Below are 23452 nucleotides of genomic sequence, written 5' to 3' on the forward strand. Positions count from 1 at the left end.
CGCTATTCGTGAAGGCGGCCGTACTGTAGGCGCTGGTGTTGTTGCTAACGTATTGAACTAATCCTTAAGTCTCAGCAATGAGCTTATGAATTAGTCATAAAAAAGGCCATCCTATTTAGGGTGGTCTTTTTTTTGCGATAAAAAATAAATAATTTGGTCACTTACTTATATAATCTAAGTACAACCAAATGATGAGACTGATTAAATGATAAGTATAAAAGGAACGTCATGTTTGCGATAGAAGTATTACCAACGAATGCAGTAAATTCCGAAAACGTCATTCAAACTGTTGCCGATATAGAAGCAATGGTGCAACCAGATGATGCTTGGAATCAGAAAACGTTGACAGAGTTGCTTGAGCAGGACAGCATTCGTCTGCTGATTGCTTACGATCAAGCCAAAGAAGAGAGCGTCTCTCATCGTGAGATAGTTGGCTATTGCTTATATCAAACGACTTTTGAGCAAGCAGAGGTGTTGCGTATCGGAACTGATCCAAAGTACCAACGTCAGGGCATTGCTTCACAGGTATTAAATAAACTGCATGAGCTGTTACAGCTTAATCAGGTCGAAAGTCTTTTGTTAGAAGTACGTGCCGATAATGCAGCGGCGATAGCGTTATACGAGCAACAAGCATTTAGCATCATTCATAGACGCAAAGGATATTATAAAGTGCCACATGAACCAGCAATCGATGCATTAATCATGCAGCACACTTATATTTAATGAAGAGAGTAAAGCTTAATAAAAATAAACGACGATAATAAAAGTAGCTACAACAGCTACGATATAAAAGCAGAGTTAACTAAGATTTAAGCTTTATTGCAAAGGAATTTTCTTTTTACAGACTTCCACATCAAGCTGATAATCACTATCGGCTTTCATTCGACCTAAAATATCTAAGCGTTCGCTGAGCAGCTCCACCATTATACTAATATTGGCTTGCTGTTTTTTAACTTGTTCTAATTTTTGCTGAGTGAGTATGAGCTGCGAATCAATATCCAAGTGACCATCATAATAATCATTTAAGCTGTTTTTGATTTCAGTAAGCGTAAAGCCAATAGCTTGTGCGCTTTTGATCAGCTCTATGCGTTCGATACATTCTGGATGAAATTCGGTATATAGACGGGAGCCTGCCTGACGCTTGCGAGATTTTAGCAGGCCTAATTGCTCGTAATGGCGAACCGTATCTTTGGTCGTATTGGCTTTTGCTGCTAGCTCACCAATCAATAGAAACGATGTATCAAGTGCCATAATAACCTCTTATTTTTTCTCTATGATAATCATAACTCTAGTTGCCACGGCGATTCGCTATCCAGTAGCGATACGGATAACGGTTTATGAGAGTGCTTTTGCCATGGCACAGACTGGCTGCCTATTAAGTTGTCTAACTGAGCTAGGAAATCAGCACGCGGTAAAGTAGTCGCACCTAAGCTCATCAAATGATCGTTCGGTAACTGACAGTCGACGAGTGCGACATCACTTTGCTCACACAGGCGCATCAGACCCCAAAACGCTAGCTTTGACGCATTAGACGCTCGATGAAACATTGATTCACCAAAATAGATGCCGTTTATCTTTAACCCGTATAATCCGCCAATCAATTGTCCTGTCTCGTCCCAAACTTCAATGCTATGAGCAAAGCCTTGCGCATGCAATTTGGTATAAGCTTCGATCATCTCATCATGAATCCAAGTATGCTCACCTTCAGGCTGATTGTCATTAAGGCCAACGCTACGCGGTAAGCTACAGGCATGTATGACATCGTCAAAAGCTTGATTAAGCGTCACTTGCCAACGTTCGCGATTTGCTTGCTTACGTAGAGACTTACTCGGTTGATAGGCAGAGGGGACAATCACACAACGCGGCTCGGGACACCACCAAGCAATAGGCTCATCTTCGTTAAACCAAGGAAATAGCCCCTGAGCGTAGGCTGATATCAGCGTTTCAGGCGCTAAGTCACCACCCATAGCGACGATGCCAATACCATCAGGATCGATAGAAATGGGATCGGGAAAGTCATAACGCCCAAGACTTTTTAAAGTCTCAGGCATAATGTGTTTATCGTGCTGTTGAGTAAAGTTGCCCATTTAGGCTTCTTTATCTGCAGTTAGGGTTGAATCGTAAGTGTGATCACGAGCGACGGTTTCGCCCAGTGCGTCCAAGTACTTTTCAGCATCTAGCGCAGCCATACAGCCAGTGCCAGCAGAAGTGATGGCTTGACGGTAAACGTGATCTGCTACGTCACCTGCGGCAAACACACCTTCAATACTGGTTTGAGTAGCATTACCATTCAAGCCACTATTAACAATCAGATAGCCATCTTTCATGTCTAATTGACCTTTGAACAAGTCAGTATTTGGCTTATGACCAATAGCGACAAACATACCCATTGTGTCTAGTTGTTTGGTGCTGCCATCAATCATTGATTCGATGATGACGCCATTGACGCCCATGTCATCACCGACCACTTCTTTCACTTGATGGTTCCATTCGATTTTGACATTGCCATTTTTGGCTTTTTCAAACAGCTTGTCTTGCAGAATTTTTTCAGAGCGTAAGCTGTCACGGCGATGAACTAAGGTCACTTCAGACGCAATATTAGATAAGTACAAAGCTTCTTCAACCGCTGTATTACCACCACCAATTACCGCAACTTTTTGGTTTTTATAAAAGAAACCATCACAAGTGGCGCAGGCTGATACACCAAGCCCTCTGAATTTAGTCTCTGATTCTAGTCCCAAGTACTGTGCAGAGGCGCCAGTTGAGATAATGAGCGCGTCACAAGTATAGCTACCGTTGTTACCTGTTAATTGAAAAGGACGCTCGTTTAGGTTTACTTCGTTGATATGATCGTAGACCAATTCAGTACCGAAACGTTCCGCATGCGCTTTCATACGTTCCATCAATGCAGGACCTGTCAAATCATGCGCATCGCCTGGCCAGTTGTCGACCTCAGTAGTGGTGGTTAATTGTCCACCGACTTCCATACCAGTAACCATAACTGGCTTAAGGTTAGCGCGTGCTGCATAGACTGCGGCAGAGTAGCCAGCAGGGCCTGAGCCTAAAATAATGAGCTTTTCGTGACGTGGAGCAGTAGTGTCAGTTGCCATGAGTTGTTCCTTGCTAAATATACGAATTAAAAATGTAAGTTATAAATATAATAAAAGAGGAATATCAAAAATGACTACGAATATGCTTCTTCTAATTGCTGTGTGATAATAACATAAGGGCACAGTACACAAAGTGCAAGTTTGCTAAAACAAACACAGGTATCATTAGAATCAAAGAATAAAGAGCTTTGGAACATAAGCGCGAAAACGGAGACTATTTTATAGAATTTAGGCAATACAGTTAGCCATATTTTGCCACTCGTGTTTCGCTAACCAGCTGTTTTCTTACGCAAAGTGTCTACTGATTTACTTTCTTACACGCTTTCTTGATAAGACTGTCGCCACTGCACCTATGTATTTGTTATTATAAGAAGTTATGCCAAGTGTAGTAGGAGCCAAGCGATAACGGTTGTTTAAAGGCTCTATGATCGGCACATGCCAAACAAACACTTCGCTCGGTACATTTATGTCAACACTTTATGTCAGCATGATTAGGCTTAGTCATGCATTGGCGACCATTTAGTATTAATAACAAGGCAGATCTTACGTGATATCAGCACCGCTTATTGAGTATTTAAAAAAGGGAATGTTTACCCTCCTTGGGTTAATACTGGCCGTTTATCTGTTTGTCATTTTGATGACTTATACAGGCAACGATCCTAGCTGGTCGCACATCAGTAGTGATATGACCACGATTAATAATATGGGCGGCGAGGCAGGCGCATGGTTATCCGATTTGCTTTATAGCTTTTTTGGGTTTGGTGCTTGGTGGTTTTTGGCATTTGTGGTTTATGAATCTATCTTGATTTGGTGGGAAAACAAGCCAACGTTTTGGCTCATGCGATTGGTCGCTTATGTGTTTTTACTATTAAGTGCTAGCGCATTATTTGCACAATTGGTCTCTCTAGTTCAGCAAGTCACAAACCCTGACGCAATCGGCCTCGAAGGCGTCGCTGGTGGCATCATCGGGCTAGAACTACAAGCGCGTTTGGCACAGCTGCTATCGCAGTGGGGGAGTGTGGTTTTCTTAGCAGTATTCGTTGTGATTACCGCTACGTTTGCCTTTAATATCCATTGGATGACGATATATCAAAAGGTTCGTGCATTATCATGGCTTGGCTCAGGTGTAAAAAGTCAGAATGCTATCGACGTTACTGAACCGAGCACTAAATTACAAGATGATACCCAGAACTTAGAAGAATCGGTAGATAAAAAAGTAGAGCATGAGCAGCTACCACTTGAGTTGCAATCTGCTGAAAATACTAGCGGTACTCAAGACGTCAGCAGTAGTGGACGTTTCGGTAGTGTATTGTCAGACTTTTTGGCAACATCAGGGTTGGCAGATAGTGTCAAAGCCTCCGTCATCGCAGCAAAAGCAGCAGCGACACCTAATAGCTCAAAAGGTGAGCATGTAGTTACCGATACAGGCTCGCTTAATAACTCTACTGATAATACGGTCAATAATACAGCCCAGCCATTAGCCTCAAATACACCTGTTGCTCGCAAAGTTGAGCCAAGCTTTGCGTGGAATGATGCCAATACTGTCGATGATTTACTCGCAAGTGAGCAAATGGTTTATAATGCCAATAGCATGGACAGCTCGGCTATGCCTGTACCTAACTATTCCCAAGCGGGTACTAGTAGTACAGCATCGTTAGAGAAATCAGTACCTGCTACTGTTGTGACCACTACAACGATGGAAGCGGTTGATCAACCAGATATACATGATAAAGAATCACTAGCTCAGCCATCAGTTGATGAGTCAGTGAGCAGTAATTTAGCCAGTCAGCCAGTCATTGAACCTGCTGATCCTAAAATCTCTACGACACATGAGACTGAGGAAGTAGATAAGTTGGCAGAAGCATGGTTGGCAGAGCATGCTAACATATCAGAACCTACTGAATCTGTTGTAGGAACGTATGAAGACTCTAAGCCTGTTCAGGAAATCATAGCAGCTGAGCCAATAGTACAAGAGAAAAACCCAGAACCTATCTTAGAAGAGCCTATTAGCTTTGCACAGGAGTCAGCCAATCAACTGTCTGATACGCCTGTAGAGTTGCCACATACTGAAAAAACAGCAGTAGCCCCTGAGCCTGAAGTTGCTCCGGTAACAGTAGAGACTGAGCCTGCATTGCCAGATGTGCCAGATGTGCCAGATGTGTCAGACATGACACCAACCAATACGCCTCCTGCCAATCCAAAAGCAGCGCCAACGGTGGAAGCGACCAGTCCAGTCTCGAATATACAGCCTGAGCCTAAAACGCCCGCGCAACCATCTGTTAGTTTTGCTGTCCCAGAGGGCGATAGCAGCAACCATATCACTGATATGATGCCAGAGGACGACAGTGATGACGACATTAATGTACCGGTCATGCCTCATATTAGTGATGATGCAGCTTTTAGTCAAAAGTCACGCTCGATGCAAACGGCAGCTTATCGCAGCAGCCTGACGCCTATTCCAGAAGTGTCTATATTGGATAAGCCAGATCCTGATCGTAAGCCTAGCTATACTGTGGCTGAGCTTGAAAAACTGTCTGAATTGTTAGAAATTAAACTACAAGAATTTAACGTAAAAGCCTCTGTGGTTAATGCTATTCCAGGGCCTGTCGTCACCCGTTTTGAAGTAGAGTTGGCTGCTGGGGTGAAGGCTAGTAAAGTCACAGGTATCTCGCGTGATTTAGCGCGCTCACTATCGATGGCTTCTTTGCGTGTGGTAGAAGTGATTCCGGGTAAACCGTATATCGGTATCGAAGTGCCTAACAAGAAACGTGAAATGGTACGCTTGATTGAACTGCTCAATACAGAAACGTTCAAAGACCCGAAAGCGCAGATTAGCATGGCAATGGGTAAAGACATTGGTGGTAACCCAATCATTACCGACCTTGCGCGTGCGCCGCATATGCTAGTCGCTGGTACCACAGGTTCTGGTAAATCAGTATTGGTCAACTCAATGCTACTATCGATGCTACTCAAATATACACCCAATGAGCTGCGTCTTATCTTGATTGATCCAAAGCAGCTTGAGCTTGCTAACTATAATGATATTCCGCATTTGCTAACGCCAGTAGTCACAGATATGACGGAAGCGGCCAGTAGCTTGTCATGGTGCGTGGCAGAGATGGAACGTCGCTATCAACTGATGAGTTTACTCAAAGTGCGTAAGCTTAATGAGTTTAATAAAAAGGTCATTGCTGCTGAAAAATCAGGTAATCCAATGCTCGATCCTCTATGGCGTCCAAATGACAGCGTAAGTATTAGCCAAGCACCCAAGCTAAAAACACTACCCATGATTGTCATTGTCGCGGATGAGTTTGCTGATATGATTATGCAAGTTGGTAAACAAGCCGAAGAGCTCATCACACGTTTGGCGCAAAAATCGCGTGCTGCCGGTATTCATTTAATGCTAGCGACTCAGCGTCCATCAGTCGATGTCATTACTGGTCTGATTAAAGCCAATATCCCAGTGCGTGCGGCACTACGAGTCAACTCAAAAGTCGATTCACGTACGATTCTAGATAGTGGCGGTGCTGAGGACATGCTAGGTAACGGTGATATGTTGTTCTTGGGGCCAGGGCAAATCGAGCCAGATCGTGTACATGGTGCTTACGTTAGTGACGAAGAAGTTAACCGTGTCTGTGATGCGTGGCGTGAGCGCGGCGCCCCTGATTATATTGATAATATGGCAGGCAATTTTGAATTGTCTAGCCCAGGCGGTGGTAGTACAGCCAATGCCTCTGGTGAAGATGATGATTTATATAATGATGCCGTGGCCTTCATCATGGAAACACGTAAGGTTTCTGCTTCAAGCATTCAGCGTAAATTCAGCATCGGCTATAACCGTGCCGCGCGTATTGTCGATTCTATGGAAGAAGCTGGATTGGTCAGCTCGATGGGCAAAAGTGGCAAACGTGAGCTGTTGATGTAGATAAATACTATCCTTAAAAACTGGTTTTAATTAGTTATCTTTAATTGTTCATATTAGAATAAGTATCAAAAGTATTAACTGCACCTGCTGAATATATAGGAAGGTTTTATGAAGAAATTGGTATCCATTATTATCATTATGTCTTTAGGTATCTACGATATAGCGTTTGCTGATACGTTCCAAAAGCATATGTACTGCTCTAAGCCTAGTAAGCCCTACAATTTTACATCCGAAGCCCAGTACAATAGGTTTGTCGATGACGTTAATAAATATCAAATTTGTATTAACGACTTTGTTGAAGAACAAAACCAGGGAATTAAAAATCATCAAAAATCTATAAACAATGCAATTGAAGAGTGGAATAGGTTTGTTCAGTTCGAATTGAAATAAATTTTTGAATAATAGAAAAGTCGAGCAAAGTTGTTTGACTTTTTTTATGTGTAACTATAATTAAGAATGTAAAATTTAATCTTATTAAACACTATCAAACTAGGGAAGGTTAGTTATGTTTAAAGAATATACTCAGTATGATGGGCTCGCCTTAGCGGCATTGGTCAATTCAGGTGAGGTCAGCGCGAAAGAATTGCTAGATGCTGCTGTCCATCAAGCCAATCAAATCAACCCTAAGCTAAATGCCATCGTGCATCGTTTTGATGAGCGCGCTTACAATGCCGCGCAGGCAGGTTTGCCTTCAGGTGTATTTACTGGCGTGCCGTATTTACTAAAAGATTTATCATTTAGTTTTGCCGACGAGCCGATTACGATGGGCAGTCGCAGCGTCAATATTATTTCAGAAAAAGACAGCGAAATCGTCAAACGGATGAAGGCGACAGGTGTTAATACCTTCGGCAAGACTAACACGCCTGAGTTTGGTCTGATTATCACGACTGAGCCAAAAGCGCATGGTGCTACTCATAATCCTTTTAAAAAAGGCTACAGTTCTGGCGGCTCGTCAGGTGGTAGTGCAGCAGCAGTTGCGAGCGGTATTGTCCCGATGGCAGGCGGTGGTGACGGTGGCGGCTCGATACGTTTCCCATCTGCTTGGTGCGGTACGTTTGGGTTAAAGCCAAGCCGCGGACGTAATCCAATGGGCCCTAATCTTGGTGAAGGCTGGGAGGGGGCAGTGGCTGACCATGTGATTACGCGATCAGTGCGCGATAGTGCGGCGATGCTAGATGCCACTAGTGGAGCAGAGATTGGTGCCCCTTACGTTATTGCTCCGCCAGACGGTACGTTTCTGCAAGCGGCAATGCGTGCACCGCGAAAGCTAAAAATTGCTTTGCATCAGCAGCCTTTGATAGCCAATACGACAGTGGACAAAGAGGTGCTGGCGGTACTTGAGCAAACGGCTAAGCAATTAGAGTCTATGGGTCATGAAGTAGTACCAGCCGAGCCAAACATCAACATTGAGCAGTTTTGGCATGACTTTATCGTTGTGGTCTGCGCGCATACTGCTTTTACGATTGATAATATCGAGCGTGAGTTTGGGGTTGACCACGTCAAAAACCTAGAGCCGCAAACTTATAATATGGCACTGCTTGGGCGCTCATTATCAGCGGTTGATTTGGCACATGCGAAACATGGCTGGCATCATAGTCAGTATCAGACGGGTCTATTGCTAGAAGACTACGATATGATTTTGTGCCCGACTGTACCCACGCCTGCGGTAAAGCATGGTGTGCTACCGCCGAGTCGTATGGATGAGATGATGATGCGTAGCGCCGAGGTGCTTAATAAAGGTTTTAATATGGGTAGATATGCCTTTAGCTCAGGCATGATAGAAAAGCTCAGCGCACCTGTATTAGGTAAGATGGGTTTTACGTTATTGGGTAATGTTACAGGGTTACCCGCAATGTCAGTACCCGTTGGTATGAGCAAAAAAGGCCTACCGATTGGCATGCAATTAATTGGGCGCATGAATGATGAAGCGACATTATTCAGCGTGGCGGGCGAGATGGAGCGTGCAGGTTTATTTACCAAACACGCTTTTGAGAATTAGGGTTAAGCTATAGTTTGGATTGATAGCACTCAATCAAAGCGATAGATGTCCATACCCAAGCTATGATGGGCCATACTTTGATGAACGACAGAAACGCGCTGACCAGTACCTAATGCAAAAAACAGCGGTAGCAAGTGCTCATCACTTGGATGAATGTCCTTGTAGTCTGGGTACTGCTGCCAGTCGAGCGCCGTGGGAATGTCTATTTTGAGCTGCTGCAACAACCATTGCTTAAACGTTTTGGCTGCTTGATCGATGCTGTCAGCTTCCCAGCGCAATGCTTGCAAATTGTGCGTAATGTTACCTGAGCCAATGACGAGAATTTGCTCATCACGTAGATGTGCCAATTGTGCGCCTAATTGATAGCAGGCAATACTGTCATAATGCTGTGGTAGTGATATCTGTACGATAGGCACATCGGCTTCTGGATACAGATGTCTGAGCGGCGCCCACACACCATGATCACAGGCACGTACTGGATTGACACTACAAGTGATGCCACGTGCGGTCAGCTGCTGTGCAAGTGTCTCAGCCAGTGCTGGCTGGCCTGTAGCAGGATACTGAATGTCATAAAGTTCAGGCGAAAACCCTGAAAAGTCATGCCACGTCTTTGGCTGTGGATTACTGCTAATCTCTAGCTTTGCTGACTGCCAATGCGCTGACATAATGACGATGGCACGTGGCTGAGGTAGGTTTTGACCAATACGTGCCAGTGCACTGGTCGTCGCAGACTGCTCAATCGCAAGCGTAGGCGCGCCATGCGAGATAAAGAGCGCTGGTAGCTTAGATGTATTCGTCGCTACATCAGACGTATTTTCCCATGCGGCAGCCGCTGTGATAGGCGTCTGCACACTATGATGGTCATCACGTTGATGAGAGGTCTTAGAGGCGTTGGGTGTCGCACGTTTTGGATATTTCATGTTGCATTTATTAGGGCGTGCGCCAGTTTTTCAATCTATTTTAGGGTTGATGTTTTAAATCAAAAAAATAGCTTAGTATTTTATTTAATTACCACGGTGATAAGGGTGGTTATTATTGATACTCATCGCGCGATACAATTGTTCCATAAGTACGACGCGTACTAGCGGATGCGGCAATGTCAGTGCTGATAGTGATAATTTTGCATCGGCCTTTGCCAATACTTCTGGTGAGACGCCATCTGCGCCGCCGATGACCAAGGCAATATCATCGCCTTGTAGCATGCCATCAGCGAGCTTATCAGCCAGTCCTTCTGTAGAAATCATCTTGCCTTTGACATCTAATACCCAAAATTGCTCGCGGCTTGATGCATTATGAACGGCTAATATAGCCTGACCTTCTTGCTCACGGTACTGTGCCAAATTAGCATCTGAAGGGTTTTTTGCCCGCTTGGCTGCCGCAATTTCGACAATTTCTGTGCTGAGCATCGGTTGAATGCGTTTGTAATATTCGTCAAAACCCGTCTGTACCCAGCTAGGCATTTTATTGCCAACGGTCAAAATCCTTACTTTCATAATGCTTACCATCTCGATAATTGAATTCAAGCTTACTAGGGTGTGTTCTTAATAGTTGTATCGTTCGTTCTTTATTGTCTGCAATTTACATCAGAGGGTTAATCGTCTCTGATACGTTGCTACTTGCGCTTTGATCATCGTCGCTTTTATCACTTTGGGTTGGCTTTGGAATGACAGTCAGCTTTGCATCAGACTCAAAGACAATGGCTTCGACATCATCAAAACTATTAATCCCTTCAGAACGCATGGCACATTCGATTTCTTGACGCGTCAAACGCTCATCACGCATGGCATCTGGCAAAAACTGCCCTTGATAAAAAACGATACGCGGCTCTGATAAAATAAAGTTACTAAATTGCGGTGAAATAGCCGCATATTTGGTCACCACAAATTGTAATAGGTACAGCACTAAAATCGACGAAACCCCTTCCACAAAGGGAATGTCTTTGAGCAAAATCGTACTGGCACCTAACGAGCCGATCATGACCGTTACGATCCAATCGAAGTTATTGAGCTGCGACGTCGAGCGTTTGCCAGAGATTTTGGTAACTGTCACGATCAACACGTAGACCATAACAGTTGTCAAAACAATACGACCAAGCTTGTCTATGCTGTCAAAAAAGATCATGTCCATAATGTTCGCTCCTATTATAAAGGTAAAACAAGTCATCGCTAAAACTTTACTTACTAGGGCGCGCCTTACTTTGTCTCATTTTTAGTACTATTCTTAAAATAATGACACGCCCTAAACTTAGCCTAACGGATTTTACGCATTAGCAGGGGAAAACTTTGTAGCACCTTGTAGATGATGGTTTGTACTTACGTTGATTTGCGTATAGGGTCTAATAATCGATTGATAGACCATAGGCTGATTCGTGCACTGACTAGAGTGAGAACCAGCATTAGCATCAGTGATGAAAGCAGGGGTAGTGGACGCTGCATCGCCATCTCAAACAATACCTCACGGCTTATCGTATCAAACAGCCAAAACCAGATGGCTGAAAAATAAATGACCGTCAGCATCCAGACAATCACAACCCCACCAAACATCAATTTATTAATCTCATCTCGAGCTAATGCTCGCTTCTGATGTTTGATAAATTTACTGACAGCGATATAAGCACCCACGATAATAGAAACCACCATGACCAATTGCGGATTGAGCGCAAGTTTGGTCTGTATCATCATAAATATGGTACTGGCAAGCGTGTATCCAATCGCAAAAAAACCAACATATCGAGCCAGTTTAGGCTGCACTTGTACAAGTGTCTGGGGTTTGTTGAGACTGGTTGTCTGGCGTGACATAAGCTAACCTTTATAAAGGTAAAAAATAGAGTATTGATAATAAATCGACTTAAAGCGTTAAGTGTCAGCGCTGTGCTGTCCAGTCGAGCATGGCATCTAATACAGGTCGCGCTACATAAGGATTTAATGCTTGATCAGTATTAATTATACCGACGACAACGTAATCCTGTCCTGACAGTCCTTTGACGTAACCTGCCATTGAAGTGACGTTATTTAACGTGCCAGTCTTTATCCATGCGCGACCAGTTGCTACTGATTCAGGCAAGCGATCGCTGTGGGCGGCAATAGTGCCACTAACCCCAGCGACCCCTAACGAGTCAACATAGGCTTCAAAATTTGGTCGGCTATAAGCATAAGTCAGTAGCTCGCTTAGGTTGGCGGCGGTGATAGTACACTCGCGGCAAAGTCCTGAGCCATTGGTCAAATGGGGCGGCGGTGTACTGAGATTGGTTTGCCACCATTGATTGATGGTTTGTAAGGCTGCTGGATAGTCTGTCGTAGTAGGCTTACCAAACTGATATAAGCTATCCGCCTTTTTACCATTAGATTTAACAGCCGCTACTTTATTATCCATCTCATTACTAGCTTTGACTTCATGACTGCTTGGACTAGTCGCAGTTGTGCTAGAAGGTATTAGATGAGTCAGCCTTCCTTTATCGTAAGCGCCTATAGATAGCGCCACTTGCTCAGCCATGACATTGTTTGAGAAGTGGTTAATGTCATGAATCTGCTCGGTTAAATTCAACGACGGATAGCTGACCATAGGTAGAGGCGACATCGCGATAGCCGTAAGCCCGTGCGCTCGTTTTGTTGTCTTGGTCACATCGTAAGAGGTTTCTTGCGAGATGACCTGCCCACTCAAAGTATTCCCCAACGCTTGCCATTTGGCAGCGATGACGTGTGCCGCAAACTCTTTGGCATTGGGATACGCCACATAAAAGATATGCTCGCCGCAGCTCTCTGGCAGACTGGCATTTAACACAAGCTGCGTGTTTTGCCACTGCGGCGCTAGGCTATAGCTTGCCTGCCCACAACTGGCTGCACGGGTATTGATTGTAGCAGGTAGCTGATAGTCGGCTAACCGTGGCTTATAGGTCACACTTGCTTGGCCGTTATCTTGAGGGTAAGTTTTGATACCAATGGTGCTAAAGTTAACCAAAAACCCATCAGGGCTAGCGTTATAGGGACGTAGAGGTGAGTTATCAAAGGCGGCAGGGTCTTTACTAACATTGTTAAAAACTGCGCTGTCGATGATGATGTCACCATCGATATGACGAATACCGGATGCTTGAACTTTATACAGTAACTGCTTCAAGCGCTCGTGGGTCATTTTCGGGTCGCCACTACCTTGAATAATCAAGTCACCATGTAGACGGTTGCCGATGACAATACCTGTGTGATAAACCCGTGTATGCCACACAAAATCTGCCCCTAAAGTGTCCAAAGCGATAAAGCTAGGCACGAGTTTCATGGTGCTGGCAGGCGTCCGAGGGATGTCGGACTGGTGATCCAGCAAAGGCGAAAATGAAATCTTTATAGAGGTTTTGTTGTTGCTAGCTGTGTCTTGGGCTTTGGCATTCTGATCAAGCGTATGCTGAGATTCATCAGGGATAACTGTTGGAATGCTCTCTACGCTCTGATAAGTATAAGGATCATCGGTATAAGCATGTATTTTTTGCTCGTGCTTCTCAATAGTGCGCTGCTCTATGGTCATTAATGCGCTCTGATGGCTCGGGTCGCTGCTAATTGTAGCCGTAGAGACGTTCGTAACTGGGTGTTCAGATATTATAGTAGCTGCAGATTGGCTGTCAGGTTCATCACTATCAATGATTTGAATAGGGGTAGGCAGACGGCTGGCAGTTTTGTCACCCACAGGTGTAATCACGATACTGATATCCGCTTCTGTCAAGTCGGCACGCGTCAAGGCTTTTTGAATGGCTGCTGGCAACACGGCTTGTGCATGTATCGGTGTGACTATAACTGCTGCCAATAACGCTAACCTAGGTAGACGTTTATTAGGTTGGTTAAGCGGTCGTAAATAACGACAAAGCGTGGTGATTTTGGTTGCAGCAGTAGAGTAATGACGGCGTTTAGAAGGGTATCGCATGAGTATCTTTCATCAGGTGGCAAAAACAGCCTATGGTAACATGAGTTGCTGTTTCCGCACACGATGTCAGCAGTACAATTTTAGGGCGTGTCATCAATCTGAACAATAAAATTTAAATGGGCTAAAAATGGCTAAATCTTTGCCAAACTGCGTCAAGTAGCTGGCTAATATCTCGATATTATCTGTACTCCTTTCCTTGTTTGACTACCATTTACTTCATTTTTATCACCATTTTCAAAATGAGGACACGCCCTAGCGATAATGACGCCCTTATTTAGATAACTATCTATTGAATTGCGAGCATGACTTGCTGCTAACGCACATGCAAAAAAGCCATCGCCGTCATAACAGCATCGTTATAAGCATCATGCGCGCCCAGTTCAGGAATATTGTAATGGGCTAATATGCGATTCAGATGTTGGGCTTGTCCAGAAAGCCCTTGTGTGTGACCACTGATACGCCGACTGTACAGATGACGCAAATCTATGACTTCGTTTGGTAGCGAGGTTCCCATATAGCGTTTGACCAATGGATTCAAAAAAGCCATGTCTAGCTGTGTGCAGAATCCAACGATTGGTCGGTTGTTTATGAATGGTAGCAGCATTGCCAACATGTCATCGTAACTCATGCCATGTTCAACATCGGCGGTACGTAGGCCATGAATGACAATAGTGTCGCGGTCTGGCATGACAGGAGGTCTGCAAACCAAATGCATGCCATTACCTGTGTCGATGGTATTGCCATTAATATGTATCACTGCCACAGACAGCAGGTGATGCTTCTTGGGGTTCAGCCCTGTCATCTCGCAATCAATCGCCACCCACTGCTCAGCCGAAGGTGTCGTAAACATTGAGGCCAGCTCTGGACGCTGTAATTGCGTCTTTTGCCAAGCGCAAGATAACTGCTGTAACCAGCTCATATTAGTCGTTCATCCATCTATGTTGTTTTCTTACTTGAGACCTTTTTGTATTTATTAAGTCTCTGTACTAAGACTGCCACATTTATGCGATTTCTAGTTGATAGTGTTGACGCAATTGATTCTTAAAACTTTTGACCACGGCCAGACACTCTTTGAGTAGGTCACGTTCAAGTGCAGTCAAAGTCGTTGGATCTACTTGCCGTGCATGCTTATCGTCGGTTGAGAGCGCCACAGATAAGCGCTGCGCCATAAAAAACTCTAGCGCTTCTAGTAGAGTATCAGCGCGTTCTTGGGTCATAGCATCAACCTGTACCAAGCCCTTTAAACGCGCCTTGGTACTAGGCACATCGAGCACATTGTTTTCTAATGCTAAGGTACGTATGCCATGAACCAATGGAAAGATACCGGCTTTTTTTAGGTCAATGTCGGACGATGCTGATTTGCCGCCTAGTAAAGGGACAAACTTTTGCCACCATTGATTAACATCGCCAAACTGTAGCGCTGCCCGCGCAAACTGCCTGACAAACATAGGATCTGCTTGTTGATGAGCAAGTTCTAAGTGCTGACGTACTTGTGTGAGCAGTGACTCATCGCCGCAGACGTATTCACCATCTAGTATCGCAGACAAGTAAATACCATGCATCGGGTCAGAGTTCCTAAACCATAGGCCAATTTGCGCAGTGAATTGCTTGAGCGGTTGTCGCCACATAGGATTGGTCATCATGATATTACCATCACACAGTGGGTAGCCAAGCGTTGCTAAATGGCTATTAAAAGTATCAGCGAACTGTGCTAGGTCAGGATGCGTATAGCCATCACGAATGATGAGCGCATTGTCTTGATCGGTACGCATGATTTGCTCACCGCGCCCTTCTGAACCCATAACGATTAGGCAAGTATTGGCCATCACTTCATCAGGTACGATTAGCTGCCATAGTTTGGTAAATACCTGCGCATTTAGCGTCTGTACCATACGACTGATATTGCCGATTTTGACACCATTATGATGCTGTGCACGAATATAGCGACCGATCAGCTCAACAGCAGTATCTAGGCTCGATAGATCTTGTGCCTGTTCGATTTGAATACTAATCAGCTGTGAGTGATGGCCAATGTGCGCGAGCATATCACTTTGCCCAAGCACACCGACGACATCGCCACTCTTATCAATGACTGGCAGCCTATGAATACGATAGCGAGTCATGGTCAGCAGCGCATCGCCAATCTCATCACTGGCTTTGATGGTACGGAGATTAAAATTTGCATAGCGCTGGCAAAGAGTAGTAGCAGGATCTTGTTTATCACTTACAGCGCGACAAATATCAGTATCGGTCAGAATCCCTAAGAGTAATCTTGTCTCAAGTTGCGCTGTTTGTGAGCTATCTAAATCATTTGAACTATCTAAGTCATCTAAGCCATCCAAACTATCTAAGCCATGTAGCGGTTGGACCAGTACATGTTTTAATCCAGCTTTGGTCATGATGCGGGCCGCTTCGTACAAGCTATCATTGGCATCGACGATATGCACTGGCAATAGATGAACATCTATCACTGGTTGCAGCATGATTTGCTGTACTTCTTGTTGGTTGGTATAGCTGGCAGGATCTAGCGTTTTATTATGACGTCGTTGGCGCAATGCTTTTAATCGTTCAGGCAGTTTGTCTGATAGCATTTGGCGTACCAAATGATTTTGTGCACTGATTTTATCAATAGCGGTGCCAGCGACTTGGAGCAGTAACGTCTCTTCATTAGCTCGGAATTGATAGGGCTGTATGGCCGTACTTTCAGGCTCTAGCTGATTATCCTTGGCAAGTGACTCAGGTAGGCGGCGACTATCAAACCAATCATTATTGTTCAGACCGTCAGCATGATTGCTACCTACATAGGACGCGACAAACTCACCATCTAGTGATTGCTCGATTTGCCCTTTGATGACCACATACAGACATTGCAATTCTTCTGCAGGCAAGCTTTCGTTTTTGGCAAGGTAGCGTATCTGGGTGTTTTTTCTAATGCTTTGACGCTCGGCTAAGCTCAATACATCAAAGGGCGGTTGGCTAAAATCAAGATGGGGCATGGCATCATCCTTGATGGCATATTTTCGGTAGAGACTTTACTATAGCATTAATAAAACAAAAAGCCTTCAATAACCACAATATAAATAGGGTTATTGAAGGCTTTTTGCTACTGCGTCATTTATCCCAGCTACATTAGATTTTTCTAATTAGCTCTAAGCACCTAATAATTTGCGGATACGACTGATTGCTTCTCGGCTCTCATCGACACTCGCGACCAGAGCGATACGCACATAACCTTGTCCAGGATTATGACCATCAACTTCACGTGACAAATAACGTCCTGCCAATGCATGAATATTGGCTTGCTCATACAACGCTTTGACAAAGATTTCATCATCACCATCGAACTGTTCAGGTACTTTGACCCAGAAGTAGAACCCAGCATCAGGCATACGTAACTCTAGCAACTCACCAAGCTCAGACATCCATAGGGCAAACTTTTCTTGATATAGCGCTCGATTATGAGCGACGTGTTTTTCGTCTTGCCACGCAGCGATAGAGGCCAGCTGATGAGGTATCGGCATCGCACAACCTTGGTAAGTACGATATTGCAAATAAGCCTGCAAAATTTTGGCATCACCAGCCACAAATCCAGAGCGCAAACCCGGTAAGTTTGAACGTTTGGATAGAGAGTGGAACACGATACAGTTTTTGAAATCACGGCGACCAAGGGCCGCACAAGCTTGGAGCAGTCCAATCGGTGCTGTACCAAAATACAGTTCGCTATAACACTCGTCACTGGCGATGATGAAACCGTACTGATCTGACAGACGAATAAGGTATTCCCAATCATCCATTGTCATGACCGCGCCTGTTGGATTGTTTGGGCTACAGACAAACAAGAGCTGTGTGCGCATCCAAACGTCTTTTGGTACCGCGCGATAGTCACCTTTGTAGTCATTATCTGATGTACAAGGGACAAAGTAAGGTGTTGCCTGTGCCAGTATCGCTGCGCCTTCATATATCTGATAAAACGGGTTGGGCATAACAACTGTAGGCGATGTGTTAGACGCTGGAGCATTGCTCTCTGTGTCAGCTACCTCATGATCAACAACTGCTTGTACAAAGCTAAAAATCGCTTCTCGTGTGCCCATTACTGGTAATACTTGAGTATTGGCATCGACGTGATTAAGAAAAAACCGCTTCTCTAACCAGTGGGCGATAGTTTGACGGAGCTCAAACATACCGTTTGTTGTTGGATAACGACTTATTTTGTCCAAGTTTTCGCGTAGGACGTCCAGCACAAATGCAGGAGGCTCATGTTTTGGCTCACCAATACCGAGCTTAATTTCACTGTAACCGTTGGCAGGCTTGCTATCGGCAAGCAAGGTTGCCATCTTTGCGAATGGATAAGGATGTAGATGCTTTAAGTTGTGATTCATAAGTGTGATAACTATAATAGACAATTAATAATAAAGTTATAAAGAAAATTTACATTAGAGCAGTGTAGCACTTCTCTAATTTTTTGTCCTTTTCTTCTTATATCGTGAATAGGCATTTACCAAGCGTAAGCTATTCATCATATGACTACCAAATAGGTAGTCGCTCAAAAGTCTTTTGGACCTTTCATAATTTATAACCTATAACAATATAAAAAATGACTACATCACAAACGTGGTAGATCGTCTTAAGGATAGTTTGATATGTCTAGTGTGTTAAATAATGATGATCTCATCGCTAAAGATATCAATAATGAAAAACTTGATAACAATTTACAGCGCTCTAACCTGTATAAACTGCTCAAAGAGCGTGAACAGAGCTGGTGGCAAGCGCGCCAACAACTGATTGAGCGTCAAGAAAAGAAAATGTTTTGGTATGGTGAAAACAGCCTCATTATGTGGCTGTTGTGGCAATTGGTCGGCTACGTGGTAGTGGCAATGGCCTTGATGCTGCTCAATAATATATTTGGTATCTCATTACCGCTATGGCAGTACGTTTCTTTGTTTGTAATACAGACCATATTTTTTGTCAGCGCACTTGCTGCTAAAGGCCAATTGGAAAACAAACTCCAGCGCAAAATAGACAACGACGAGCTAATGCGCGAAGAGGCGCTCAATGAGATGATTATTCTGGCAGAGGATAGCCTGTATCCTGATGTACATGCCAAGTCGCCTATCTCTTTGGAAGCGTTAGATGATTATCTAGACGGACAGTTTCACCTAGCAAGCTTGCAATGTCTGCTACAAAAAGAAGTCGATGCTGGACGATTAATCATGGGGCAGCAGCCACCTGAAGTAGGTGTTTTGCCGCCAGATCTTGCTGACGATGAATTGAACGAACATGCCAGCGAGATAACTTATAGAAGTACGTTATAAAACGTACTTCTATGATGACTATCAGACTACTTTTGCTAGTTAATATTCAAAATAATGGCTAACCAAAACTATCTAGCCGTATCAAAAATATATTACGCTATTATGCTCTTTCTGAACGGTAAGACTGGCTAATAGCGCTTCCTTTAATGCTTCCAGTCTATCAGGTGAGAGTGGCTTATCGTTTTGATCACTGATAGAAAACATATCCTCAGCACGCTCACCTAGAGTAGTAATACGCGCAGCATGTACTTCGATTTGCTCTTGCAAGAAAACTTGCCCAACTCGCGCCAATAGCCCTGGCTGATCAAGCGTTTCTAAGCTCAAGATGTGCTGATCTGAGGCTTCATTGAACTCAAAGTTAATCACCGTTTTTACTTCAAAGTGTTTTAACTGACGCGGCATACGCTTGTTCGTCAGTTTAAGTACAGTAGGGTCTTTGAACGAATCAATTAAGCGTTGTTTTAGCTCTTGTTGGCTCTCCTCATCGACCAGCAATGTGCCACTAGGATCTAGCAATACATAAGAATCCAAAGCAAAGTCACGGGTCGCTGTGATAATGCGTGCATCTAAAACATCTAGATTCATCTGATCAAATACTGCCATGGTAACGGCAAACAAATTCATCTGATCTTGGGTGTAGACAAAGACCTGTACCGCATCAAGTGCCAATTCGCGATGCTCACGCAAAACGACCAACGGTGGACTGTCAGCATTAGAGGCCAATCCAATCGGTGGGTGATTCAAAATAGCTTCGGTATGCCATAAGATATCTTCTGCAATCTCTCGCAAGAAATACTCATCGCCCAAGTCGTCCCACAGACGCAATACTTCATCGCGGTTCATATGCTGGTTATTGACATTATCTAGCATCGTCAACGCTTGCTTACGTGTAGCACTAATCATATCTTGACGATTGGTAGGCGCGTCGATATCAGCGCGCAAGATACGCCGAGTTTGTGAGTATAGCTGTTTCATGAGGGTCGCCCGCCAGCTGTTCCATAGCTGTGGGTTGGTCGCATTCATATCAGCCACCGTCAGTACATACAGATGGTTTAGATGAGTCACGTTACCGATGAGATCAGAGAAAATAGTCACCACTTCAGGGTCTGAGATATCTTTTTTCTGTGCAGTAATCGACATAAGAAGGTGATAGCGCGTGAGCCAGCCTACTAAGTTCGCATCTGCCAAGCTCATACCATGCGATAAGCAAAACTCAATCGATTCAGTTTGACCAAGCTCACTATGGTCACCGCCACGGCCTTTAGCAATATCATGGAACATCGCTGCCAGTACCAAAATCTCTTTACGCTCGATACGCTGAAAGATAGAGCTGACTAGAGGGAACTCTTCATGGAAGGTTGGATCTGTAAATCGGTGCAAAATTCTAATCAAAAACAAGGTATGCGCATCTACAGTATATCGATGAAACAAGTCATATTGCATGAGGCCAGTGACTTGCGCAAAAGCAGGAATATAGTTACCCAATACTCCATAGCGATTCATGGTACGTAGACGATGAAATAGGTAGTTCTGTTCTTTTAAATTCGATAAAAACAACGCTTTGTGAGTAGGGTTGTCTCTATATATCTGATCGATGCCGCGTGCGGCAATTTTGAGTGCGCGCAGGGTATGGGTGCGAACTTTATCGATGCCATGCTGACCCATCAATAAAAACATCTCTAAGATAGAGTCTGGGTGCTGTGCAAACACTCGATGATGCGCAATGGCAATCTGGTTGCCAATACGATTGAATCGCGCATTTATAGGCTGTTTTTTTGGACGTTCATCGTCAGGCAGCTGCGGCTCTATGATCGTTTCATAATAATGATTGGTCAGCATCTCAGACAGTGTTGATATCTGCATAGCACAGCGATAATAGTCGCGCATAAACCGTTCGACCGCAGCGTTAGGCTGGTCGTCAGGCTGGGTCTCGTAGCCCATTAACTGAGCAATCTCACGCTGATAATCGAATAACAACTTGTTTTCATTACGGCCCGTCAGTACATGCAAGTAATGACGAATCTGCCATAAATACCCTTCGGCAAAGCTCAACTCATCAAACTCTTTTTCAGTCAAAAAGTTCTGTTGCACTAAATCATATAGCTTGCTCACGCGAAAATAACGCTTAGTGACCCAGCCGATGATATGGATATCACGTAGTCCGCCCGGTGCTGTTTTGATATTGGGCTCAAGGTTGTACTCGGTGGCATTGTGCTGCAAATAACGCGCTTTGGATTCTTCCATTTTTACATCAAAAAAGGCGCGAGGAGACCACTGTTTATTGACGATTTGAGCAGGCATGTCTTGCAATGTTTCATTGCCGATTAGGAGTCGAGCCTCTAGCTGAGCACTGGCAATCGTATGATCAAGCGCAGCCTCTAGCGCATCATTGACGCTACGTACAGAAAGCGCAGGCTCTAGTCCTATATCCCATAGTAGAGCGACCAGTTTGTCGATTTTACTACTGGCATCAGCACCTATTTCACCAGGAGACAGGAGCAAAATATCGATGTCTGAGTAGAGCGATAGTTCACCGCGCCCGTAGCCACCAGTCGCAAAAAATGCCAAATCAGTCTTATCTAACTCAAACCATTTGAATAATGCAATCAATAGGCTGTCGATAGCGCAAGCGCGTGCTGCAACCAGTTGGCGAATATTGGTGCCGCGTTCTAGTGAGCGGCTGATATCGTCGTTGATCTGGGCCAACCATTCAGGAATGCCAAGTAGGTTCTTGTCTGTCACATTTTTGGCTGACAGTGGGGATGAGTCTGTCGCCACTTCACTTGGTAGTATCGGTAAAGGCGTCAAATCAACAGAGGCGATATCACAATTAAACATGAGTGTTATCCAGTTAAGAGTTTAGAAATAGAACGTTTGAGCTGAGCGCTATTGGGCATCTAATGTGCTGATGGCTAATAAAAGTCACGAATAGCATATATCAATATAGGTGCTGATAAATATATCAATAGAAGTTATCAGGTCATCTGAGTATAAAGACAAAGCGCCTATAAGCACAATACTCAATATGGACTAGGGCGTGTTTGATATTCACAAATAGGCACTGCTGATTGCTAAAACTGTTCTAGACAAGGCGTAAAACGACGGTAATGCTTGTGCCTTAACTAGGTTTACAAAGCAGTATGGGGCAGTTTTAGCCTCAGCTCCAATATTAATAGAAGGAGACAGGGCTATTTTTTGCCATTTCATTGTTAAAAATAGACGGTTAGAATGGCTAAATTTACTATTTTTAACGTCGAACTGTCTAAAAAATAGTCTCTGTCAGTGCCATGGTTGAATATCAAACACGCCCTAATTAAAGACCAAAAAAAAGACCGCCTAAGCGATCTTTGATTGTACTACTGCGTCAAAAAACTTAAATCTTCTTCGGGGCGAGTGGTAAACACCTCACAACCATTATCTGTTACGACCATGGTGTGCTCCCATTGAGCAGACAATTTGCGGTCTTTAGTAATCGCTGTCCACTCATCTGGCAAGATCTTAGTTTGCCACGTGCCTTGGTTAATCATAGGCTCAATGGTAAACGTCATGCCTGTTTTTAGCTCAAAACCAGTGCCTTTTTTGCCATAGTGCATGACTTGTGGCTCGTGGTGGAATTCATCACTGATACCATGACCACAGAACTCGCGAACGATACTAAAACGCTCAGGCTCGACAACGGCCTGAATAGCAGCGCCAACATCACCTAGGCGTGCACCGTTTTTGACCACGCTCATACCTGCATAAAGGGCGTCTTGTGCCACTTTGCAAATACGCTGTGCCATGATAGAGCCGTTGCCGACGATCCACATTTTTGAGGTATCGCCATAGTAACCATCTTTGATAACAGTCACATCGATGTTGATAATATCCCCATCTTTTAGCAGCTTGCTTTCAGTTGGGATACCGTGACAGACAACATGGTTGACTGAGGTACAGATAGATTTTGGAAAACCATTATAGTTAAGTGGGGCAGGGATAGCCTGCTGCACATTAACAATATAGTCATGGGCGATCTGATTGAGTGCTTCGGTACTGACGCCCACTTTGACATGCTCGTCGAGCATGACAAGGACATCACTAGCGAGTTTACCGGCCACACGCATTTTTTCTATGGCTTCTGGAGACTGGATAAGGGATTTTTTAGTCATCATCGTATATCTTATAATTATGGGTTCATTGTAGATAGATTATACCATAAACG

18 protein-coding genes are annotated in these 23452 nt (G+C 44.1%); 5 read left to right on the forward strand and 13 right to left on the reverse strand.

What is annotated here, in order from left to right; genetic code table 11:
* The first annotated feature begins 228 nt into the window (after window positions 1-228).
* Window positions 229-723 carry a ribosomal protein S18-alanine N-acetyltransferase gene (rimI, locus tag CXF60_RS05430; protein ID WP_102091105.1) on the forward strand — a complete coding sequence of 165 codons (495 nt, stop codon included), beginning with the start codon at window positions 229-231 and terminating at the stop codon, window positions 721-723.
* Window positions 724-816: 93 nt separating this feature from the next.
* Here rimI and CXF60_RS05435 read toward each other — a convergent pair whose 3' ends face one another.
* From CXF60_RS05435 to trxB, 3 genes are read right to left on the reverse strand one after another with little or no spacing between them, the layout of a single operon-like run.
* The gene (locus CXF60_RS05435) at window positions 817-1251 is read right to left on the reverse strand and encodes a MerR family transcriptional regulator (RefSeq protein WP_102078510.1); all 435 of its coding nucleotides are present in this window, start codon (window positions 1249-1251) and stop codon (window positions 817-819) included.
* Between the two features lie 29 nt (window positions 1252-1280).
* A complete protein-coding gene (gene aat / locus CXF60_RS05440; protein WP_102091106.1) occupies window positions 1281-2087 on the reverse strand; it encodes a leucyl/phenylalanyl-tRNA--protein transferase in 807 nt (268 codons plus the stop codon).
* A complete protein-coding gene (gene trxB / locus CXF60_RS05445; RefSeq protein WP_102091107.1) occupies window positions 2088-3110 on the reverse strand; it encodes a thioredoxin-disulfide reductase in 1023 nt (340 codons plus the stop codon).
* Between the two features lie 547 nt (window positions 3111-3657).
* Between trxB and CXF60_RS05450 the strand changes: the two genes are divergently transcribed.
* The 3 genes from CXF60_RS05450 (at window position 3658) to CXF60_RS05460 (ending at window position 9034) form a co-directional block, all read left to right on the forward strand.
* The gene (locus tag CXF60_RS05450) at window positions 3658-7035 is read left to right on the forward strand and encodes a DNA translocase FtsK (protein WP_180958092.1); all 3378 of its coding nucleotides are present in this window, start codon (window positions 3658-3660) and stop codon (window positions 7033-7035) included.
* A gap of 108 nt (window positions 7036-7143) precedes the next feature.
* Entirely contained in the window at window positions 7144-7425 is a 282-nt protein-coding gene (locus tag CXF60_RS05455; RefSeq protein WP_102091108.1) for a hypothetical protein, read from the forward strand.
* A gap of 115 nt (window positions 7426-7540) precedes the next feature.
* Window positions 7541-9034: an amidase gene (locus tag CXF60_RS05460; RefSeq protein ID WP_102091109.1), complete on the forward strand. Its 1494-nt coding sequence runs from the start codon at window positions 7541-7543 to the stop codon at window positions 9032-9034.
* A 29-nt stretch (window positions 9035-9063) separates the two neighbouring features.
* Here the strand turns inward: CXF60_RS05460 and CXF60_RS05465 are convergent, their stop codons facing one another.
* From CXF60_RS05465 to dapC, 8 genes are all read right to left on the reverse strand, one after another.
* Window positions 9064-9954, reverse strand: a complete 891-nt coding sequence (locus CXF60_RS05465) for a DODA-type extradiol aromatic ring-opening family dioxygenase (protein WP_102091110.1) — start codon at window positions 9952-9954, stop codon at window positions 9064-9066.
* An 84-nt stretch (window positions 9955-10038) separates the two neighbouring features.
* On the reverse strand, window positions 10039-10527 hold the full coding sequence (rlmH, locus tag CXF60_RS05470; protein ID WP_102091111.1) for a 23S rRNA (pseudouridine(1915)-N(3))-methyltransferase RlmH: 489 nt from the start codon (window positions 10525-10527) through the stop codon (window positions 10039-10041).
* A gap of 85 nt (window positions 10528-10612) precedes the next feature.
* Window positions 10613-11161 carry a DUF421 domain-containing protein gene (locus CXF60_RS05475; RefSeq protein WP_102091112.1) on the reverse strand — a complete coding sequence of 183 codons (549 nt, stop codon included), beginning with the start codon at window positions 11159-11161 and terminating at the stop codon, window positions 10613-10615.
* A 185-nt stretch (window positions 11162-11346) separates the two neighbouring features.
* Window positions 11347-11832 carry an ABZJ_00895 family protein gene (locus tag CXF60_RS05480; protein WP_057758504.1) on the reverse strand — a complete coding sequence of 162 codons (486 nt, stop codon included), beginning with the start codon at window positions 11830-11832 and terminating at the stop codon, window positions 11347-11349.
* A 64-nt stretch (window positions 11833-11896) separates the two neighbouring features.
* Complete coding sequence (locus tag CXF60_RS05485) at window positions 11897-13939, reverse strand: D-alanyl-D-alanine carboxypeptidase/D-alanyl-D-alanine-endopeptidase (protein ID WP_102091113.1); 2043 nt, start codon at window positions 13937-13939, stop codon at window positions 11897-11899.
* A 313-nt stretch (window positions 13940-14252) separates the two neighbouring features.
* The gene (locus CXF60_RS05490; RefSeq protein ID WP_102091114.1) at window positions 14253-14858 is read right to left on the reverse strand and encodes a 3'-5' exonuclease; all 606 of its coding nucleotides are present in this window, start codon (window positions 14856-14858) and stop codon (window positions 14253-14255) included.
* Between the two features lie 82 nt (window positions 14859-14940).
* Window positions 14941-16935, reverse strand: a complete 1995-nt coding sequence (locus CXF60_RS05495) for a DUF294 nucleotidyltransferase-like domain-containing protein (RefSeq protein ID WP_102091115.1) — start codon at window positions 16933-16935, stop codon at window positions 14941-14943.
* A gap of 153 nt (window positions 16936-17088) precedes the next feature.
* Window positions 17089-18318: a succinyldiaminopimelate transaminase gene (dapC, locus tag CXF60_RS05500; protein ID WP_102091116.1), complete on the reverse strand. Its 1230-nt coding sequence runs from the start codon at window positions 18316-18318 to the stop codon at window positions 17089-17091.
* A gap of 261 nt (window positions 18319-18579) precedes the next feature.
* Between dapC and CXF60_RS05505 the strand changes: the two genes are divergently transcribed.
* Window positions 18580-19251, forward strand: coding sequence for a hypothetical protein (locus CXF60_RS05505; RefSeq protein ID WP_102091117.1), 672 nt, complete (start codon window positions 18580-18582; stop codon window positions 19249-19251).
* Window positions 19252-19332: 81 nt separating this feature from the next.
* On the opposite strand, the gene glnD is transcribed toward CXF60_RS05505, so the two are convergent.
* Together glnD and map are read right to left on the reverse strand one after the other, a co-directional pair.
* Window positions 19333-22089, reverse strand: coding sequence for a [protein-PII] uridylyltransferase (gene glnD, locus CXF60_RS05510; protein WP_102091118.1), 2757 nt, complete (start codon window positions 22087-22089; stop codon window positions 19333-19335).
* 518 nt (window positions 22090-22607) lie between these two features.
* On the reverse strand, window positions 22608-23399 hold the full coding sequence (gene map / locus CXF60_RS05515) for a type I methionyl aminopeptidase (protein ID WP_371548431.1): 792 nt from the start codon (window positions 23397-23399) through the stop codon (window positions 22608-22610).
* Window positions 23400-23452 lie beyond the last annotated feature (53 nt).

This window comes from Psychrobacter sp. 4Bb (genome assembly GCF_002836735.1).
Lineage (GTDB): Bacteria > Pseudomonadota > Gammaproteobacteria > Pseudomonadales > Moraxellaceae > Psychrobacter.

Coding starts and splice junctions, on each gene's coding strand:
- rimI (WP_102091105.1), top strand. CDS start 229: ATGTTTGCGATAGAAGTATTACCAACGAATGCAGTAAATTCCGAAAAC.
- CXF60_RS05435 (WP_102078510.1), bottom strand. CDS start 1,251: ATGGCACTTGATACATCGTTTCTATTGATTGGTGAGCTAGCAGCAAAA.
- aat (WP_102091106.1), bottom strand. CDS start 2,087: ATGGGCAACTTTACTCAACAGCACGATAAACACATTATGCCTGAGACT.
- trxB (WP_102091107.1), bottom strand. CDS start 3,110: ATGGCAACTGACACTACTGCTCCACGTCACGAAAAGCTCATTATTTTA.
- CXF60_RS05455 (WP_102091108.1), top strand. CDS start 7,144: ATGAAGAAATTGGTATCCATTATTATCATTATGTCTTTAGGTATCTAC.
- CXF60_RS05460 (WP_102091109.1), top strand. CDS start 7,541: ATGTTTAAAGAATATACTCAGTATGATGGGCTCGCCTTAGCGGCATTG.
- CXF60_RS05465 (WP_102091110.1), bottom strand. CDS start 9,954: ATGAAATATCCAAAACGTGCGACACCCAACGCCTCTAAGACCTCTCAT.
- rlmH (WP_102091111.1), bottom strand. CDS start 10,527: ATGAAAGTAAGGATTTTGACCGTTGGCAATAAAATGCCTAGCTGGGTA.
- CXF60_RS05475 (WP_102091112.1), bottom strand. CDS start 11,161: ATGGACATGATCTTTTTTGACAGCATAGACAAGCTTGGTCGTATTGTT.
- CXF60_RS05480 (WP_057758504.1), bottom strand. CDS start 11,832: ATGTCACGCCAGACAACCAGTCTCAACAAACCCCAGACACTTGTACAA.
- CXF60_RS05485 (WP_102091113.1), bottom strand. CDS start 13,939: ATGCGATACCCTTCTAAACGCCGTCATTACTCTACTGCTGCAACCAAA.
- CXF60_RS05490 (WP_102091114.1), bottom strand. CDS start 14,858: ATGAGCTGGTTACAGCAGTTATCTTGCGCTTGGCAAAAGACGCAATTA.
- CXF60_RS05495 (WP_102091115.1), bottom strand. CDS start 16,935: ATGCCCCATCTTGATTTTAGCCAACCGCCCTTTGATGTATTGAGCTTA.
- dapC (WP_102091116.1), bottom strand. CDS start 18,318: ATGAATCACAACTTAAAGCATCTACATCCTTATCCATTCGCAAAGATG.
- CXF60_RS05505 (WP_102091117.1), top strand. CDS start 18,580: ATGTCTAGTGTGTTAAATAATGATGATCTCATCGCTAAAGATATCAAT.
- glnD (WP_102091118.1), bottom strand. CDS start 22,089: ATGTTTAATTGTGATATCGCCTCTGTTGATTTGACGCCTTTACCGATA.
- map (WP_371548431.1), bottom strand. CDS start 23,399: ATGACTAAAAAATCCCTTATCCAGTCTCCAGAAGCCATAGAAAAAATG.